We start from the raw sequence: 17,952 nt of genomic DNA on the forward strand, positions 1-17,952 counted from the left end.
CCCGCGCCCATCGCTCCGGCGGCGCGTGGGCGTGGCGCCGGAGCGGCGGCGCGTGGACGTGGCGCTCTTCACGGTGTGCCCCCGGAGGGTCGCTGCGCCTCAGTTCTTGTCGATGACCGCATCGATCCGGCCGTCCGCCGTCTTCGCGGCCTCCTCCACCGTGTGCTTGCCGGTGGCGATGTCCTCGAGCATCTCCTGCAGGATGTTGGCCTTCTCGACCGCCGCCCAGCCGGGGGCCGGCGGGGTGACCCAGCCCCGGGTGGCGGCCTTGGCCGCGGAGCCGTTGACGCCGGCGGGGTCCACCTCGGCGAGCTGAGCGGTGTTGTTGGGCAGGGTGTTGGCCTTGATCAGTCGCTGCTGGGAGGTCCGGTCGGTGAAGAGCCGGATCCAGTCCTGGGCGAGCTGCCCGTTCTTCGACTTCGCCGGGACGGCGAGCTCGGAGCCGCCCAGGAAGGGCGGCAGCGGTCCGCCCGAGGGGCCGGGGAAGGGGAAGGTCGCGAACCGGCCGCGCAGCGCCGGGTCCCCTCCGGACTGCGGGTCGGCGGCGGCCTCCGCCTCCCAGGTGTTGCCGTAGAAGACCGCGACCTTGCCCTGGCCGACCACGGCCGGTTCGTCGCCGTTGTCCTTGGACCGGTCCCCCACGTAGTAGGCGTCCAGCAGGCCCTTCCAGGCCTTCAGCCCGGCCACGGACCCGGGGCTGGACAGGGCGCTCCGCCAGTGGCCGTCCGTCCTGACGGCGATCTCGCCACCGGCGTCCTTCACGAAGGCCATCGCGGCGTACCAGTAGCGGCCGGGCAGGTAGAGCGCGGAGAACGCGTGGTCCTGGGCGCCGAACTTCGCCTTCAGCGCGTCGAGGTCCGCGATCAGCTCCGGGTAGCTCTCGGGCGCCTTCGTCAGACCCGTCTGCTGGAACAGGTCCGTGCGGTAGATGCCGACCCGGGCACCGACGTAGTAGGGCACGCAGTAGGTGCGGCCGTTGGACTCGCAGGGCTCCCGAAGGGCACCGAGCCACTGGGCCGACTGGTCGAAGGCCGAGGGCTCGACCGCCGTGAAGGCGTCGTTGACGATGTAGTTCACGACCTCGCTGTTGCCCATCTCCACGACGTCCGGCACGTCGCGGCCCGCCAGGGCGGCGTCCAGCTTCAGGTTCTTGGTGGTCCACTGCTGGTACTCGACCGCGACGGACACCCCTGGATGCTGCTGCGCGAACCGGGCGTTGGTGGACTCCACCAGGTCCGGCCAGCTCTCCTGCGCGTCGACGGTCAGCCACACGGTGAGGCGCTGGGAGCCCTTCGCCGATCCGCTTCCACCGCTCTCGCAACCCGCCGCGCCCGCCAGCACCGCGACGACCGACGCGATCGCGACCATGCCGCGCAGCCCTCTTCTCACCATGCCCCCTCCTCATCCGCCGATCTGCCGGTCGCCACTACCCAGGAATTTGTCAACTCACGCTACACAAACCGTTTTTCGGCCATGACCGTGCGGCGGGAATCCTGATGGGACGTCAGATCAAGGGCGCCGACACATGGGCGGATCCCCTCGGGGGCGCGGACGGCCGACCGCGCCATCGGCCCCGACGATGGCGCAAAGAGGACGGAGGCCGTCACAGAGGTCGACGACGTGCGCCATCGCGGCGACACTGAAGGGGACTTGACGGACAGTCAGTTGACAACGATGCGGATGCGGGCCGCTCCGCCCGCCGGCCCCCGACGCCTCACCCGCGCGCCGCGCCGCTCAGGCGCCGCTCCCCGGCGCCCCGGGTTCACGACCGAACGCCTTGAGGAAGGTGTCCACCGCAGCCCTGGCGATGCCGTCCAGCTCGGCGTCCGGGACCTGCCGGGTGCCACAGCGGGAACGGGCCTCCATCGGCCCGGCGAGCAGCGCCATGAACTGTTCGGCGGCGCAGGCCGGGTCGGTGGCGTTCAGCCGCCCGGAGAGGGTCAGCCGGGCCAGCCGGTCGGCCATCGCCTCGGTGACCCGGTCGACGCCCCGGCCCTGGACGGTGTCCAGCAGGTCGGGGAAGCGGGCGACCTCCGAGTGGAGCAGCCGGCGCAGGGCCCAGGACTGTTCGCTGCGGTGGCAGAGCAGCAGGGCCTGGGCGACGGACACGAGCGCGTCGTGAAGGTCGTCGCAGGACAGGAGCAGGCCCTCGACGGCGGCCAGGTTCCGGGCCGTCGCCTCGTCGGCGGCGATGAGGACGGCCTGGCGGAAGAGGTTCGCCTTGTCGTTCAGGTGGTTGTAGACGGTCGGCTTGGCGACACCGGCCTCGTCCGCGATCTCCTTCACGCACGCGTTGGCGTAGCCCTGGCGGGCGAACACCGTGAACGCGGCGCTCAGGATGGCCTGCCTCTTGTCGATGCGGCCGCGCGGCGCCCCGCGTCCGGCCTCGACTGTCGCACGTGCTTCGGTCACCCGGTCATCGTACTCGCGGCGAACTCGACTTGGACTCACGGGTTCAAAATTGTGGACTTGTGGGTTGCGAACCTGACTGAGTGGCCGTTAGGTTCGAATCGTTGATCCACAATCTTTGAGTCCGGCGCAACCCACGCACTCGACCGGAGAAGCAGCCATGTCCCGAGACCGGGCCGATCGGCTCGCACCCCCACACCTGCTCGACGTCATGAGCGCGGCCGTCTCCCCCGGCGTCCGCCGGATCGTCCTGGACGCCGACGGCGCGGCCCTGTCCGCGCTGCTCCGCGAGCCCGAGCACGGCCCCGCGCGGGCCGTGGTCGTCGCCCTGCACGGCGGCGGCACCAGCGCGTCGTACTTCGACGGCCAGGCCGACCCCGACCAGTCGTTGCTGACCCTCGGCGCACACCTCGGCTACACCGTCCTCGCCGTCGACCGTCCCGGCTACCGCGGGTCCGCCGGGCGCTTCCCGGACGGGCAGCGGCTCGCCGACCAGGCCGGTACCGTCCGCGCGGCCCTGCGGGACTTCACCGCCCGGCACGCCCCCGGCGCGGGCCTGTTCCTGCTGGGGCACTCGCTCGGCGGCAAGCTCGCCCTCGGCCTCGCCGCCGACCCGGACGGGCTCGACCTCGTCGGCCTCGACGTCTCCGGCTGCGGCCACGAGTACGCCGTCGACCCGCGCGACATCCTCGCGCCCGGCGGCAAACTGTGGCGGCACCACTGGGGTCCGGTGCGGCTGTACCCGCCGGACACCTTCCGCGCCGGCGGCCAGGTGCTCGCCCCGATGCCCGACCGCGAGAAGGCGGACGCCATCTCCTGGGCCGAGGACTTCGCCGCGCTCGCCCCGCGCGTGCGGCTGCCGCTCCGGCTCACCTTCGCCGAGTACGAGGCCTGGTGGCGCCACGACGACCGGGCGCTGAGCGACCTCGCGGCCCGCTTCACCGGCGCCCCCCGGGTGCTGGTGGACCGCCAGCCGCAGGCCGGCCACAACATCAGCCTCGGCTGGGCCGCCCGCCCCTACCACCTGCGGGCGCTCGCCTTCCTGGCGGACTGCCTGGCCGCACGCGCCGCGGCCGGCCCCGCGCGGAGGGCCGCCTGACCCGATCCGCCGCCGTACGGCAGTGGACCCCGAAGCTCCGGTGCGCGCAGCCGCGCGGACCGGCCGCCGGACTTCCGGCGAACCCACCCACCCACTGGAGGACACCATGAGCACTGTCACCGCCGAGCTCGAGTTCGACCTGGACCTCGACCTGGAGGTCGTCGTGGAGGAAGGCGCCGTCGCCGGTGCGAAGTCCTTCACTGGGACCGGCACCTGCCTGTCCTGCCCGATCACCTCCTGGCTCTGCTGATCCGGTGACCGGTGCCGGGCGGTGCGCGCACTCCGCGTCCACCGCCCGGCACCGACGCGCGCGCCCAGGGCCGCGCGGGACGACGGACGGACGGGACGGACGAGCGGAACGGGGATGGACGGGATGCGGACGGACAGCGGGACCGGCTTCGAATCGGCGGGAGTGGCGCTGCTCCGCGCGGCCGTCCTGCCACTGCCCGCGGACGGCGGCGGGTCACCCTCGCCCGATTCCGGTGACCCCGACCGCCTGCGGGCCGAAGTCGAACGCCTGGCATCCGAACCGGAGTTCATGGCCGCGGTGGACCTGGCGAGCCCCGCCCTGGCGGCCGAGGCCCGGCGGGTGCTCGCCGGGGAGCCGCTCAAACCCCGCCGGTTGCGCCGCCTCGCCGTCTCGCTCCTCAAGTACCGGCTGCGGATGACCCACCGCGCGACCCCCTTCGGCCTCTTCGCCGGCGTCGCCGTCGCCGGCTTCGGAGCCTCGCCCGCCGCGGACCTGGGCACCGGGCACCGGCCGGTCAGCCGTCCGGACGCCGGGTGGCTGGACGAAGTGCTGAGCGCCCTGCTCGCCGATCCCGCGGTGCTCCGCGGCGGACGGCTCGTCGCCAACGCCCTGCGGGTCGAGCGCGAGGGGCGCCTGGTGCTGCTCGACGTCTACCAGGCCGACGGCGCAAGCCAGTTGCACCACTCGGTCGGGCTGAGTCCAGCCGTGCGGTACCTGCTGGAGTGCGCGGCCGAGCCCGTCGGCTGGTCGGAGCTGCTGGCCCGGACGGCCGAGCGTTTCCCGCAGGCGCAGAGCGCCGCCGTCGACCGAGCCATCACCCAACTCGTCCGCACCCGCTTCCTGTTGAGCGACCTCGTCCCGCCGCCCGAGTGCGCGGACCCGCTCCGGCACGTCCTGGACCGGCTGGACGGGCTCGACCACCCGGCGGCCGCGGCCCTGCGCGGTGTCCGGGACTGCCTCGCCGCCTTGGACGCCGCCGCCCCGGGCGACCGGGGACGCGCGCTCACGGCGGCGCGCGAGCGGATGGCCGCACTGCACCCGACCGAGCACCCGATCCAGACCGACCTCGCCCTGGACGCCCGCGTCGTCCTGCCGGCGGAGGTCGCCCGCGAGGCCGAACGGGCGGCGGACGCCCTGTGGAGCGTCTCCCTGATCCGGCCCGGCAGTGCGCACCTGCGCGAGTACCACGAGGCCTTCCTGGAACGGTACGGCACCGACCGGGCCGTACCGTTGCTCGAACTTCTCGACGAGGGGCGCGGATTGGGGCTTCCCGCGGCCTACCGCGCGGCCCCCGGACGCCCGGCCCCGCATCCGGGGGCGGATGCCCGGGACCGGGTGCTCGGCGAACTCCTCCTCGCCGCCGTCCGGCGGGCGGCCGACGGCTCGGTGCCGGAAGTCCGGCTCGACGAGCGGGCGTTGGGCGACCTCGCCGGGCCGGTGTCGCGACGACGCCCCGGCTCCCTCGAACTGGGCGCCGAACTCCTCGCCGACAGCTGGGAGTCGTTGTGCGCGGGCGACTTCCGGCTCGTCCTGGGTGGCAACCCGGGCTCCCCGCTGGCCGGTGCCACCTTCGGCCGGTTCGCCCACCTCCTGGGCGAACGGGCCGACGACGTCGCCTCGTTCGTACGGCGGGCCGGCGGCGGCGCCGAGCCCGGGGAACGCGCCGCGACCGTCGCCTACCGGCCCCGCGCGATCCGCTCGGGCAACGTCGCCGCCGTCCCGCAGTGGCTCCCGGACCGGATCCCGCTGGGCGTCGGCCCCGCCACGACGGAGGGCACCCGGGACCTGCCGGTCGAGCACCTGGCCGTCCACGCCGACCTCGACGGCCTCCGGCTCACCGATACCCGCAGCGGGGAGCCCGTCCGCCCGGTCTCGTACTCGATGCTCAACCCGGCCGGCGGCCACCTCCCGCACGTCGCCCGGTTCCTCCTGGAGCTCGGGCAGGAGGGCCAGGACTGGTGTCTGCCCTGGAACTGGGGCTCGTGGTCGACGGCCCCCGTCCAACCCCGGGTCAGCCACGGCCGCACCGTCCTCGCCCCCGCGCGCTGGCTGCCCGACCGCGAGCTGACCGCGAGCGCAGGAGGGCCCGACTGGGAGGCGGAGGTGGCGCGTTGGCGCGGGCGCTGGAGCGTGCCCCGGCACGTCCTGCTGACCCGCGCGGACCACCGCATCGCCGTCGACCTCGACCAGCCCCTGCACCGGACGGTCCTCGCCGAGGAACTCGCCCGCCCCGGGCTCGCCGTCGTGGAGCGCCTCGGCGCCGACCGCCACGGCACGTGGCTGACCGGCCCGGACGGCCCGCACGCCACCGAGCTCGTCCTCCCGCTGCTCGCCGCACGCGAGCCCGCGAACCGCACCGCGCCGCGGCGGCCCGCCCCCCGCCCCCTGCCGGACCGGGCATCCGCCACCCACCTGCCCGGCGGGGAGTGGCTGTACGCCAAGGTCTACGCCCCGCGGGCGCGCCAGGACGGGCTCCTCGCCCGGCGCTCGGCGCTGCTCACGGACCCCGACCTGCTCGCCGAGGCCGGTGTCGACGACTGGTTCTTCCTGCGCTACGCCGATCCGGATCCGCACCTGCGGCTGCGCTTCCACGGCAAGCCCGCCGGCCTCTGGACGGCCCTCCTGCCCCGACTGCACGGCTGGGCCGAGGACCTGCGCGACGCCGGGCTCGGCGGGCGACTCGTCCTGGACACCTACGACCCGGAGACCGAACGCTACGGCGGGCCCGCCCCGCACGACCGCGCCACCCGGGTCTTCCACGCCGACAGTCGACTGGTGATCGCCCAACTCGCCTCCGGCAAAGAGGTGTTCGGCCTGTCGGGCGCGGCGCTCGCGGCCCTCGGCGTGCTCGACCTCGTCACCGCCCTCGGCACCCCCGAGGAGGCCCTGGCCTGGCTGAGCGGCGAGCCCGTCCGCGCCCGTATCGGGGACGTCGACCGGGACGGCAAGAGGACGATGGCCGCACTGCTCGACGAGAACTGCCGGCCCGGGCCCGGGCTGACACCGCAGACGGCCGGGCCGTGGGCCGCACGGGCGGACGCCCTCGCCGACCTGCGCACCGCCCTGACCGCCGCCGCGACCGCTCCGACCCGCCGGGCGTCCATCGCGACGAGCCTCGCCCACATGCACTGCAACCGCCTCCTCGGCCCCCGCCCCGACGACGAGGCCCTGGCCCACGCGATCGCCCGCGAGGCCCTGTCCCTGCGCATCGACCGGAAGCGGCACGGCCGATGAGCACCCACGAGACCCACCGCACCGGGACGGCCCGGCCCGCCGCGCACCAGGAGCGACCGAGCGGCACGGAACGGACCGCGCGCACGGCCCGGGCCGTCGCCCACCGGGTCGGCGAGCGCCTGCGTGACCCGCAGCACGTCGCCGAGACCGCCGGGCGGGCGTTCGCCACCGCCCCGGCCGACCTGCTGCTGCCCGGCTGGCAACCCGCCTCCGCCCTGCTCGGGCATGCCGGGATCGCCCTGCTGCACATCGTCCGGGCGCGGCACGAGCCCGACTGGTCGTCCGTCGCGCACGCGCACCTGGCCGCCGCCGTCCGATCCGCCCCCGCGGCCGGCCCGGCCGGGGCGGGCGATCTGATCCTCCCGGCCCTGCTGCACGCCCGCCTGACCGGCGGATACGCCAAACTGCTCGCCCGCAGCACCGAGTTGGCCACCGCCCACACGGCGGCCGTGGTCGCCGCGCTCGACGCCCGGCTGACCGAACACGGGCCGGGCCTCTCCTACCTGGACTACGACGTCATCGCGGGTCTCGCCGGCCGGGGCCGCGCCCTGCTGGCCGCCGCGAGCTCCGGAGACGAGCGCGTCGCGGCGGTCCTGTCCGACCTGCTGCGCCTGCTGGTCCGGCTGACCCGCCCCACCGAGGTGCGGGGCCGCGAGGTGCCGGGCTGGTGGTGCGCCCCGGAGCGCTACGTCGTCGACCGCGACCGGCTGGCGTACCCGTCCGGAGACTTCAACCTCGGTGCCGCACACGGGATCTGCGGCCCGCTCTCACTCCTCGCCCTCGCACACCGCGCGGGAGTCGTGGTGCCCGGCGGGTCGGAGGCGATCCGCTCCGTCACCGACTGGCTCCTGGCCAGGGAGCTGACGGACGCGGCGGGCGCCTACTGGCCCGCGCGGATCCCGTACGAGGAGGAGACCGGCCAGGCCGTCGGCACCGGTGCGGCCACCCCCCGGGCGGGCTGGTGCTACGGCGCGTCCGGCATCGCGTGGTCCCTCCACCTCGCCGGTCACGCCCTCGCCGATCCGGCGGTCGGGGCCCGCGCCCGGGACGCCATGCGCGCCGCCGTCACCCGGCCGCTCCCGAGCACGATGGCGGACGACCCCGGCCTGTGCCACGGCCGCGCCGGCGTGCTGCACACCGCCGTGCGGATGGCGGCCGCGACCGGCGACCCGGTGCTGTGGGCGGCCGCGGACCGTGCCGCCGCCGAACTCGCCGCCGCCTTCGACGAGGACGCGCCGTTCGGATACCGCCAGCACGTCCCCACCGGCACGGGCCCCCGGTACCTGGACAGCCCGGCCCTGATCGACGGCGCCACCGGAGCGGCCCTGGCCCTGGCCGGCTACGCCGACGCGCGGGCCGACCCGGACGGGGCGGACGAACCCGACTGGGACGCGGCCCTGCTGCTGACCTGAGGCCGCCGACGCCGCCCCCGAGGTCACGCGGGAGCGAGGACCGACAGCGCCCGCCGTCGGCGCGGCCTCGGCGCGGCCTCGGCGCGGCTTCGGTGGCGGCTTCGGTGCGCCTTCACGCGGCCCCGGCATGGCTCCGGCATGGCTCCGGCATGGCTTCGACGCGCCTTCACCGGCTTCGACGCGCCGTCGCGCGGCCGCGCGCGACGCGCCTCCCCCCGCTCCCACATGCGCCGCGAGTCCCCGACAGCGGCCGCGAATCGCCAGCACATTGGGAGAACACCGCCCCCGGTAACCATCTTCTTGGAAGCGGCTGCCCCTCCGCTCTCCCACACCCGACGGCCGAGGTTCAGGCGAGGAGACCATGCGGGATGCAATCAGCGACGGCACGGGCAACCGCGTCGTCATCAAGGTGGGAACGTCGTCTCTGATCACCCGGGGAGAAGTCGACCCCGTCAAGCTCGACACCCTCTGCACGACGGTGGCGAAGGGCATCGAGGCCGGTCTGGCGCCGGTGCTCGTCACCTCCGGGGCGATCGCCCTGGGCCGCACCAGGCACGGCGATCTGACCCGGGACACGGCGGAGGCCGCCCAGACCGCGGCGGCGCTCGGTCAGGGAATGCTGTACTCGGCGCTCCGTGCCCGGTTCGCCGCGTACGGCCTGGAGACGGGGCAGATCCTGCTGACCCCGCACGATCTCGTCGCGCCGGAACGCGGTGGCGGTGTCCGCCGCACGTTCGACCTGATGCGCTCGCTGGGCATGGTGCCCATCGTCAACGAGAACGACGCGCTGGGCGTGCGCAACAACGACGTCCTGGCCGCTCTGCTCGGCGGATTCCTCGAAGCGCGGCTCCTGCTGCTGCTCACCAACGTGGCCGGCCTCTACGACGGCAACCCGATGCTCGCAGAGGGCGCCGTGCGCATCGCCGAGGTGACGGGTCCGATCTCCGAAGTCGAGGCGATGGCCGGAGGATCCACCGGAGACGGCGGAACCGGCGGCATGCTCGTGAAGCTGAGCGCCTGCTGGATCGCCGCGCACGCCGGGGTCCGCACCGTGGTGGCCGACGCCATGGACTCCACCGTCCTGATCGCGGCCTTCCGCGGCGACGAGGTGGAGGGAACCGTCTTCCCGCCGCGCACGACCCACGCCGCCGCGCCCGATCTCGGCCGCCTGTGGCGGGCCTTCCGGTACCCCCCGAGCGGGACCGTGGTCTGCGACGCCGCGGGGCGGCAGGCCGTCGAGTCGGGCCGGGCCCTGCTCGCCGGGAGCGTCGGCGTGCTCAAGGGGCCGTTCGACCGCGGCGACGTCGTGGACGTCCTCGGCCCGGACTCCCGGGTGATCGCCCGCGGCACCGTCCGCCTCGGCGCGGCGGAGGTCCGGGCCGGCGACCGGTCTGCCTCGGAACTCATCGACGACTGTGACTACGTACGGATTTTTGGAGGCTAGTTGTGTCGGTAATCGAGATCTGCCGTGCTGCCGCGGAAGCGACCGCCGCCGTCAAGAGGCTGACCACGGCGAAGAAGAACCAGGTCCTCCTGGACATGGCTGCCGCCGTCGAGCGCAACCGCGACTCGATCATCAAGGCGAACGAGCAGGACATCGAAGCCGCCCGTGCGGCCGGTATCACCCCGACCCTCATCGACCGCCTGACCCTGACCGAGAGCCGGATGGCCGGGCTGGTGAAGGCCATCCACACGGTGGCGTCGCTGGCGGACCCCGTCGGCGAGGTCGTCAAGGGCTGGACCCGCCCCAACGGCCTGCTGATCGAGCAGGTGCGGGAGCCGCTGGGCGTCATCGCGGTGATCTACGAGGCTCGGCCCAACGTCACCGCCGAGGTCGCCGCCCTGTGCCTGAAGACGGGCAACTGCGCGGTGCTGCGCGGCTCGTCCATGGCCGCCGCCACCAACGCCGCGATCATGGAGGCGCTGGCGGAGGCCATCGCCGAGCACGACGACGTGCCCGCCGCGGCCGTCCAGCTGATCTCGGACCCGTCCCGTGACGCCGCCCTGGAGCTGATGCGCGCCAAGGGGTACGTCGACCTGCTCGTCCCGCGGGGCGGCCCCGAGCTGATCGCCTCCGTCGAGAAGAACGCCACCGTGCCCACGGTGATCGACGGCGCCGGCAACTGCCACACCTACATCGACGGTTCCGCGGACCCGGACATCGCGACCGCGGTCACGATCAACGCCAAGACCTCACGGCCGAGCGTGTGCAACGCGATGGAGACCCTGCTGGTCCACGCGGACCTGGCGGAGTCCTGGCTGCCCGGAGTCCTCGACCTGCTGGCCGAGGCGGGCGTGGAGATCCGCGGCGACGAGACCGTCCGGCGCGTCTGGCCGCAGGCGGTCGCCGCGACCGAGGAGGACTGGGGCACCGAGTACCTGCGGCTCGTCCTCGCGGTCAAGGTCGTTCCCGACGCCGACGCCGCCTTCGCGCACATCCGCCGGTGGGGCACGTCCAACGCCGAGGGCATCGTGGCCAAGGACATCGACGTGGCGCGGCGCTTCGCCCGGGAGGTCGACTCCGGCAGCGTCTTCGTCAACACCTCCACCCGCTACTCCGACGGCGGCGAGTTCGGCTACGGGGTGGAGATCGGCGTCTCCACCCAGAAGCTGCACGTGCGCGGCCCGATGGGCCTGGAGTCGCTGACCACGGTGAAGAACGTGGTCTGGGGCAGCGGCCAGACGAGGGTCGTCTGATGGCCGGGCAGCCGCACGCCGCGACGGAGCGGTCGCTGCGCACCTCCCGGCTGATGGAGGGCATCACCCAGGCACTGTCGGTCCAGCACAACAACGTCGTCTACGACATGAAGGCCGCCGGACAGGACATCATCACGCTGTCCCTCGGCGAGGCCTTCTTCGACCTGCCGCTTCCGTCCTTCGACGGCCTCACCACGCCCGGCCTGCACCACTACTCGCACTCCCGGGGACTGCCGGAGCTGCGGAGGCTGCTCGCCAAGTACTACGGGTCCGGGTTCGCGCTCCCGGTGGATCCGGACACCGAGGTGATCGTCACCGCCGGTTCGAAGGCCGCCATCTACATGGCGCTGATGGCGATCGTCGACCCCGGCGACCAGGTGATCGTGCCGGAGCCGTACTGGCTGAGCTACCCGGCGCAGATCCGCATGTGCCAGGGCGAGCCGGTGATGGTTCCGCACGACGTGCCGGTCTTCGACTTCGAGCGGTTCGTCACCGCGCGCACCCGTGCGGTCATCATCAACAATCCGAACAACCCGAGCGGGCACGTCTACACCCGGGCCGAGCTGGAGTACCTGCACGAACTGGCCGACCGCCACGGGCTCCTGCTGATCGTCGACGAGGCGTACAACGAGTTCATCCCGCCGGGCGCCGAGTTCATCTCGGCCGGGTCGCTCGACCCGGAGAAGCGGCACACGATCACGGTCAACTCGATGTCGAAGAACTACGGCGTCTCGGGCTGGCGGATCGGCTACCTCATCGCCAACGAACGGCTCACCGAGCAGATCCTGAAGATCAACCAGCATCTGGTCACCTGTGCGCCCACCATCCTGGCGGCCTACCTGGCCGAACGCTTCGACGACCTCCTGGACGTCACCCGGCCGCAGATCCAGCGCACCGTCCAGTTGCGCAACCGGGTCGCCGGCTGGTTCGCGGACGAGGGCATCGACACCATGCCCGGTACGTCGACCTTCTACCTCTTCGTCCACCTGGGCGCATCCGGCCTCGACTCCACCGAGTTCGCCGACCGGCTGCTGAGGGAGAGCGCGATCAGCGTGGTGCCCGGCATCGGGTACGGGGACTCCTGCGACCGCTACGTGCGGGTCTCCGTGGGCAGTGAGTCCGAGGAGCGCATCGCCCGTGCCGTGGCCGCGATCCGGGACCTCATCGAGAGCACCACGCCCGAGCACCCGACCTCCCGACCGCGGTCGAGGGTCGAATCCGGGGTGTGACCCGCAAGCCGCAGCGCCGAGTCCTTCCGGCCTCGCGGTCCCGACCGCGAGGCCGGAAGGAACCCGATCATCCGACAGCAACCCGAGGGGAAGGCCCATGACGAGGGACTCCGTCACACGCAGCTACGTCGAGCGGTGCCTGGAAGAGGGCAGCGCCTTGCGGAACCTCGTGAGCCGCGTGCCGTTCCCCAAGGAAGCCGACGCCGACTACCGGAGCATCCTCCTGCCCCGGCCGATGTTCGTGCCGCACGGCTCCATCGCCGCGTGCGCCGACGACCTGACGTCGCTGTTCCACGTCCTGACCTCGCTGCCGGACCGGCTCTTCGGCGGGGACGTCGACGGCTACTCCCGGGAACTGGGCATCGACCCCCGGCGGGCGGCGCTGATCCAGCGGCTCGGGGGCGAGATCACCCTCTACGGGCGCGCCGACCTCTACCGTGTCGACGGCTCCTTCAAGCTCCTCGAGTTCAACATCAACAGCAGCGTCGGCGGGGTCTCCTGGTCGGACATGGCCAAGTACATGCTGGAGGTGCCGGAGTTCCGGGAGTTCGCCGACGAGCACGGCCTCGACTACGTCCACACCGGCGAGCGCTTCGTCCGGGCCCTGCGTGAGGCGTCGAGGACCGTCACCGGCGGTGCGCCACCCGTCGTCGGCGCGGTCGACTGCGACGGCGCCATGGCCAAGTACCGGAGCATGTACCTGAGCCTCCAGGAGATGATGCGCGGGTTCGGCATCGAGATGGTCCTCGGCGAGCTGAGCGAGGTCCGGGAGAAGGGAGGGAGGCTGTACCTCCAGGGCCGGCCGCTGGACGTCATCGCGCGCTACTTCACGGTGGAGGAGGTGGTGGCGAGCCCCGACGGCGAGAAGGTCCTGGAGCCGATCTTCCGGGCGCACGAGGAGGGCCGCGTGGTCCTGTGGACCACGATGCGCACGGGACTGGTGCACAACAAGGCCTGTCTGGCGATGCTGCACGACCAGAGGTGGCGCGACGCCTTCTCGGCCGAGGAGAGGGCGCTGATCGACCGGATCCTCCCCTGGGCCCGGGTCCTGGACTCCGGGACCGTCGAGGCCGGAGGGACCACGGTGGATCTGCTCGACTACTGCCGGGAGCACCGCGAGAAGATCATCATGAAGCCCGTCAACGGATACTCGGGGATCGGCAGCTACGCCGGCTGGGAGCAGTCCGACCGGGACTGGCGGGAGCTCCTGGCCGGGGCCCGGGGGCGCGGGTACATCGTCCAGGAGAGGGTGGTCCCGGATCCGGAGCCGATCGTCGATCCGGAGAGCGGGGCCGTCCAGGACCACGACTCCGTCTGGGGCGTCTTCATCACTCCGGAGGGGTACGGCGGGGCTCAGGTGCGAGCCACACCTTCCGGCGGTCAGGCGGTCATCAACATGGGTGCCGACCGGCGCGTCAAGGCGGCCCCCGTGTTCCGCCACGCTTCCTGAGACCGCGGAGGACTCCACGAATGACTCGGTCCCGGACGAGCGCGGACGATCCTTCCAGGGCAGTGGGGAGGCAACCGCCGATCGAGGGCGAAGCGGCGGCGGAGAGCAGCACCGCCGCCGAACCGTCGATCTTCAGGAACGGAAACTTCAGAAGGCTCTTCGCCGCGAACTCCGTCAGTCTGTACGGCTCCCAGGTCAGTTATCTGGCCGTGCCGCTCACGGCGGTCACCGCCCTCGACGCGAGTGCGGCACAGGTCGGCCTGCTCGGGGTCCTGAGCACGGTCTCCTTCCTCCTGATCGGCCTCCCGGCCGGCGTGTGGGTCGACCGCATGCCCCGGCGCCCGATCATGTTCACCGCCGACTTCGGGCGGGCACTGCTGCTGGGATCGATACCCGTGGCGTGGCTGTTCGACGCGCTGACCCTGACGCAGCTGTACCTGGTCGTGTTCGTGAGCGGAACGCTGACGGTCTTCTCCGACATCTCCGCGCAGAGCTTCCTGCCGTCCATCGTGCCCCGGGAGCGCCTGCTCCAGGCCAACGGGTACATCGGCAGCGTCAGGGAGAGTTCCGGGGTCGCGGGGCCCAGTCTGAGCGGTCTTCTGCTCCAGCTGATGGCGGCCCCGGCCGCGGTGCTCGTCGACGCGCTCGGCTTCCTGCTGTCGGGAATCCTGATCTCCCGGATCGAGCGGGTGGACGAGTCCCACGCGGGGGCCGCGGAGAAGAAGGCGCTGTACCGGGGGATCTGGGAAGGGGTGAGGTTCGTCTTCTCCCATCCCCTGCTCCGCCCGATCGCGATGGCCGGAGCGATCACCAACTTCTCGCTCCAGATGGTCACGATCATGCTGCCCCTGCTCTTCGAGCACACGCTCCACTTCTCCGCGTGGAGGTTGGGCCTGTACCTGGCCGTCGGGGGCGTCGGCTCGCTGATCGGCGCGTACACCGGGCCGCGGTTGGCGGAGCGGGTGGGACAGGGCAGCGTGCTGTGGCTCGCCGGCCTGGTCACCGCGCCGTTCGCCTGCCTGGTGCCGCTGGTCGACGGCGGGGCGGTGTACTGGGTGTCCGCCGTCTGCTGGCTGGTGGTCACGTACCGCATGGGGATGAACAGTGTGGTTCTGGTGAGCTTCCGGCAGCGCGTCACCCCGAACGACCTGCTGGGCCGCATGAACGCGACCATGCGTTTCGCCCTGACCGGAGCCACCGCGCTGGGTGCGGGGGCCTCGGGACTGGTCGGGGAGTTCTTCGGTGTACGGGCGTCGCTCTACGTCGGGGCGGTGGGGTTGGCGGTCGCCTGGCTCCCCTATGTCTTCTCCCCGCTTCGGCGAATGAAAACCCTTCCCTAGCGCCTGTCCTCTCCCGAGCGGTACACCGACCCGTCGTGGGGCCGCCCGGGCGCCGGCGTGCCCCCTCGACGCTCTCGCGCCGGGGGGGCATTCCGTCGTCGCCTTCGCGCCAAGGATCGCTGACGTTCTATCAGTTTTCTATCAGGATGCGATGGTTCGATCTTGACCCCCTTGCCGGGGCCCCGGCTTCATGGTCTACTTCTCCGGTGCCGCTTTGACGTCAGGTCGTCAAGACGCCGACCAGCGCACCTGACTTAAGAGTTGAATGAAAGTCAGAAACAGGGGGACCGAATGCGTCGCCCGGCCGTAGGTTGGAAGCTGGTCCTTTCGGGGGAAAGGGGATGGCCTTGCTTTCCGGTACGTCTGAAATGTTGGACGCCGTCGTCGTCGGCGGCGGCATCGTGGGTGCGGCCGTCTTCCACGAACTCGCTGACCGCGGCGCCCGCGTGTGCCTGGTCGAGCAGGACCGGACCGGGCTCGGCACCACGGCATGGAGCGGCGGGATCGTGCGCTGCTACCATGACGATCCGGTCCTCGTGGAGCGCGCGGTACAGGGGCTCTCCTTCTTCCGGAACTTCGCCGAACGGACCGGGATTCACGCGGATTTCATCGAGAGCGGATTCCTCTACATACCGCGCCCGAGCATGCGTGGACAAGCCCGGTCCCTGACGGACCGCATCGCCCGGTCCTTTCCCGCCGAGTTGCTCTCCTCGGCCGACCTGGACCGCAAATTCGGCCATCTCCTCAACAGTTCCGCCGAATTCGCGGTATGGGAACCGCACGCCGGATATCTGGACGCCACACAGGTGACGCGCGCGCTCGTCCGGTCCGCGGTCCGCAAGGGCGGCCGGCTGCTGGAAGGCGTCCGGGTCGACGGCCTGAACCGGGTGGGGGGACGCATTCGCGGGGTGCGGGGCAGCACGGGCGTGGTGGCCGCGGACGCGGTGGTCCTCGCCACCGGCGCCCACACGCCACGGCTCCTCGACTCCTGGGGCGTCCCGCACGACCTCTGGGCGCAGGCCATCCAGGTCGAGCTGCGCGGCGTCGACGGTGCGCCGGCAGACCACCCCGCGTACATGGACGACGTCCACTCCGTCAACGGCAGGCCGGACCCCGACTCCGCCGGGATGCTCCTCGGCCACCCCACCGGGTACCGCGTCGACGGTGCGATCGAACGCACCGCCGTCGACCCCGAGCAGTCCCGGCTGGCCGTCGAGGCCGGGCGACGGCGCTTCGACTGGGTCGAGGCGAGCGTGCCGCTCGGGGGCTTCAGAGCGGCGGAGTGCTACGCCCCGGACGGGCGGGGCCGCGTCGCGTGGGTTCCGCAGGAGGCCGGCCTGATGCTCGCCACCGGCTTCAACGGAGGCGCGTTCAAGCTGGCCCCGTGGGCCGCCGGAGAAGCAGCCCGACTCCTGGCCGGCTGAGCACCGGACCGCCGCGGTCTCCCCGCAGTTCACGACAGTCCATTCCGACTGCCGTTCCTCCGCCATGCCCACACGAAAGGTGGATGTCGATGTCCCAGGACATCAAAGGAGTTCTCCCGGTCGTCCTCATGCCGTACACGGAAGACGGCTCACGGGTCGACGAGGACGACTTCCTCTCGCAGACGGAGTTCATGTTCCGGGCCGGCTGCAACGGCTTCGTCGTGGGCCAGGTGTCCGAGGTGCTGCGGCTGACCCACGAGGAGCGGCTGCGGGTCGCCGAGCTCTCCGCCAAGGCCGCCCAGGGCCGGGGCGTCTCCGTCATGAGCACCGGCGCCGAGACCCCCCAGGCGGCGGTGCAGTACTCGCGCCACGCCCAGGAGGCCGGCGTCGACGCCCTTCTCGTGATGCACCCGGCGACGATCCCGCTCGACGACGACGGCATGGTCGCGTACTACAGCGAGGTCATCGAGTCCGTCGAGATCCCCGTGATCATCCATCACGCCAAGAGCCTGGCGAAGCAGCCGCTGAGCATCGCCGCCCAGGTGCGGCTGCTGGAGGAGTACGGCGAGGAGCGCGTGCTCTTCAAGCCGGAGGCGCAGCCGACGCCGCCGCGCGTCAGCCTGCTGCGCGACGCGACCGGAGGCCGGGCCCGCATCTTCGAGGGCGACGGCGGAATGATGCTGCTCGACTGCCACCGGCGCGGCCTGACGGGCACGATCCCCGCCACCGAGATCGCCGAGATCGTCGTGGCGCTGTGGAACCTGCTCGAGCAGGGCAGGCGCGCGGAGGCGGAGCGGATCGCGCACCCGCTCTCCTACCTCATGTGCCACATGATGAACAGCACCGACTACTACGTGTCCATCGCGAAGCGCTTCCTCAAGGAGCGCGGAATCGTGAAGAGCACCCACGTCCGCGGGCCGAGCCGGCACGTGCTCGACGACGAGACGTGGACCGAAGTCAACCACACCTACCAGAACCTGCTTTCGCTCGCGAAGGAGCTCACCCGATGAAGAACCACGCCTTCACCATCCGTCTCAAGGACGCCGCCGCCGCCGAGAAGTACATCGCGCTGCACCGTGACGTCATCCCGGAGATCGTCGCCCCTGGCGGCGCGCTCGACACCATCGGCGTCCGCAAGCTCCAGATCTTCTTCATCGAGCCGCTGATGCTGTTCATGTACGTCGAGGCCGAGGACCACTTCGACCCCACCCGTGACTTCCTGCGCGCCAACGACCTGCACCCGGCCGTGCAGGAGTGGGACGACATGATGCACGCCGACGGCGGCCTCCTCGTCCGGCACGAGAACCACGGCAACAAGCTGAACTGGGCCGAGATGCAGCGCATTCACCACGTGGACTTCACCAACACGCTGCCCGACCTCGACGGGAAGTGAGCTCCTGTGGACCGC

14 protein-coding genes are annotated in these 17,952 nt (G+C 72.3%); 12 read left to right on the forward strand and 2 right to left on the reverse strand.

Annotated features, from left to right (window positions below):
* Positions 1-99: 99 nt before the first annotated feature.
* The gene (locus ACZ5OX_RS00070; protein ID WP_465627716.1) at positions 100-1,392 is read right to left on the reverse strand and encodes an extracellular solute-binding protein; all 1,293 of its coding nucleotides are present in this window, start codon (positions 1,390-1,392) and stop codon (positions 100-102) included.
* Positions 1,393-1,734: 342 nt separating this feature from the next.
* Positions 1,735-2,412 (reverse strand): TetR/AcrR family transcriptional regulator, encoded by a 678-nt coding sequence (locus ACZ5OX_RS00075; RefSeq protein WP_465627717.1) that lies wholly within the window; start codon positions 2,410-2,412, stop codon positions 1,735-1,737.
* Positions 2,413-2,620: 208 nt separating this feature from the next.
* On the opposite strand from ACZ5OX_RS00075, the gene ACZ5OX_RS00080 reads away from it, so the two are divergent.
* The 12 genes from ACZ5OX_RS00080 to ACZ5OX_RS00135 all read left to right on the forward strand — a co-directional run bounded on the left by ACZ5OX_RS00080 (position 2,621) and on the right by ACZ5OX_RS00135 (position 17,937).
* Positions 2,621-3,508 (forward strand): alpha/beta hydrolase, encoded by an 888-nt coding sequence (locus ACZ5OX_RS00080; RefSeq protein WP_465628860.1) that lies wholly within the window; start codon positions 2,621-2,623, stop codon positions 3,506-3,508.
* 106 nt (positions 3,509-3,614) lie between these two features.
* Positions 3,615-3,758 (forward strand): hypothetical protein, encoded by a 144-nt coding sequence (locus tag ACZ5OX_RS00085; RefSeq protein ID WP_392874996.1) that lies wholly within the window; start codon positions 3,615-3,617, stop codon positions 3,756-3,758.
* Between the two features lie 123 nt (positions 3,759-3,881).
* Complete coding sequence (locus tag ACZ5OX_RS00090) at positions 3,882-6,992, forward strand: lantibiotic dehydratase (RefSeq protein WP_465627720.1); 3,111 nt, start codon at positions 3,882-3,884, stop codon at positions 6,990-6,992.
* Positions 6,989-8,404 (forward strand): lanthionine synthetase LanC family protein, encoded by a 1,416-nt coding sequence (locus ACZ5OX_RS00095; protein WP_465627722.1) that lies wholly within the window; start codon positions 6,989-6,991, stop codon positions 8,402-8,404. The genes ACZ5OX_RS00090 and ACZ5OX_RS00095 overlap by 4 nt, the downstream gene beginning before the upstream one ends.
* Before the next feature lie 361 nt (positions 8,405-8,765).
* A complete protein-coding gene (proB, locus tag ACZ5OX_RS00100; RefSeq protein WP_465627724.1) occupies positions 8,766-9,848 on the forward strand; it encodes a glutamate 5-kinase in 1,083 nt (360 codons plus the stop codon).
* A gap of 2 nt (positions 9,849-9,850) precedes the next feature.
* Positions 9,851-11,101, forward strand: coding sequence for a glutamate-5-semialdehyde dehydrogenase (locus ACZ5OX_RS00105; RefSeq protein ID WP_465627726.1), 1,251 nt, complete (start codon positions 9,851-9,853; stop codon positions 11,099-11,101).
* Entirely contained in the window at positions 11,101-12,330 is a 1,230-nt protein-coding gene (locus ACZ5OX_RS00110; RefSeq protein WP_465627728.1) for a pyridoxal phosphate-dependent aminotransferase, read from the forward strand. Before ACZ5OX_RS00105 ends, ACZ5OX_RS00110 begins: the two co-directional genes overlap by 1 nt.
* A 97-nt stretch (positions 12,331-12,427) precedes the next feature.
* On the forward strand, positions 12,428-13,780 hold the full coding sequence (locus ACZ5OX_RS00115) for a hypothetical protein (protein ID WP_465627730.1): 1,353 nt from the start codon (positions 12,428-12,430) through the stop codon (positions 13,778-13,780).
* A gap of 62 nt (positions 13,781-13,842) precedes the next feature.
* The gene (locus tag ACZ5OX_RS00120) at positions 13,843-15,120 is read left to right on the forward strand and encodes an MFS transporter (RefSeq protein WP_465627732.1); all 1,278 of its coding nucleotides are present in this window, start codon (positions 13,843-13,845) and stop codon (positions 15,118-15,120) included.
* Positions 15,121-15,488: 368 nt separating this feature from the next.
* Positions 15,489-16,544: an NAD(P)/FAD-dependent oxidoreductase gene (locus tag ACZ5OX_RS00125; protein ID WP_465627734.1), complete on the forward strand. Its 1,056-nt coding sequence runs from the start codon at positions 15,489-15,491 to the stop codon at positions 16,542-16,544.
* Between the two features lie 89 nt (positions 16,545-16,633).
* A complete protein-coding gene (locus tag ACZ5OX_RS00130) occupies positions 16,634-17,554 on the forward strand; it encodes a dihydrodipicolinate synthase family protein (RefSeq protein WP_465627736.1) in 921 nt (306 codons plus the stop codon).
* On the forward strand, positions 17,551-17,937 hold the full coding sequence (locus tag ACZ5OX_RS00135) for an L-rhamnose mutarotase (protein WP_449792549.1): 387 nt from the start codon (positions 17,551-17,553) through the stop codon (positions 17,935-17,937). The genes ACZ5OX_RS00130 and ACZ5OX_RS00135 overlap by 4 nt, the downstream gene beginning before the upstream one ends.
* The last annotated feature ends 15 nt before the right edge of the window (positions 17,938-17,952 follow it).

The sequence above is a fragment of the Kitasatospora sp. NPDC032121 genome (genome assembly GCF_055580145.1).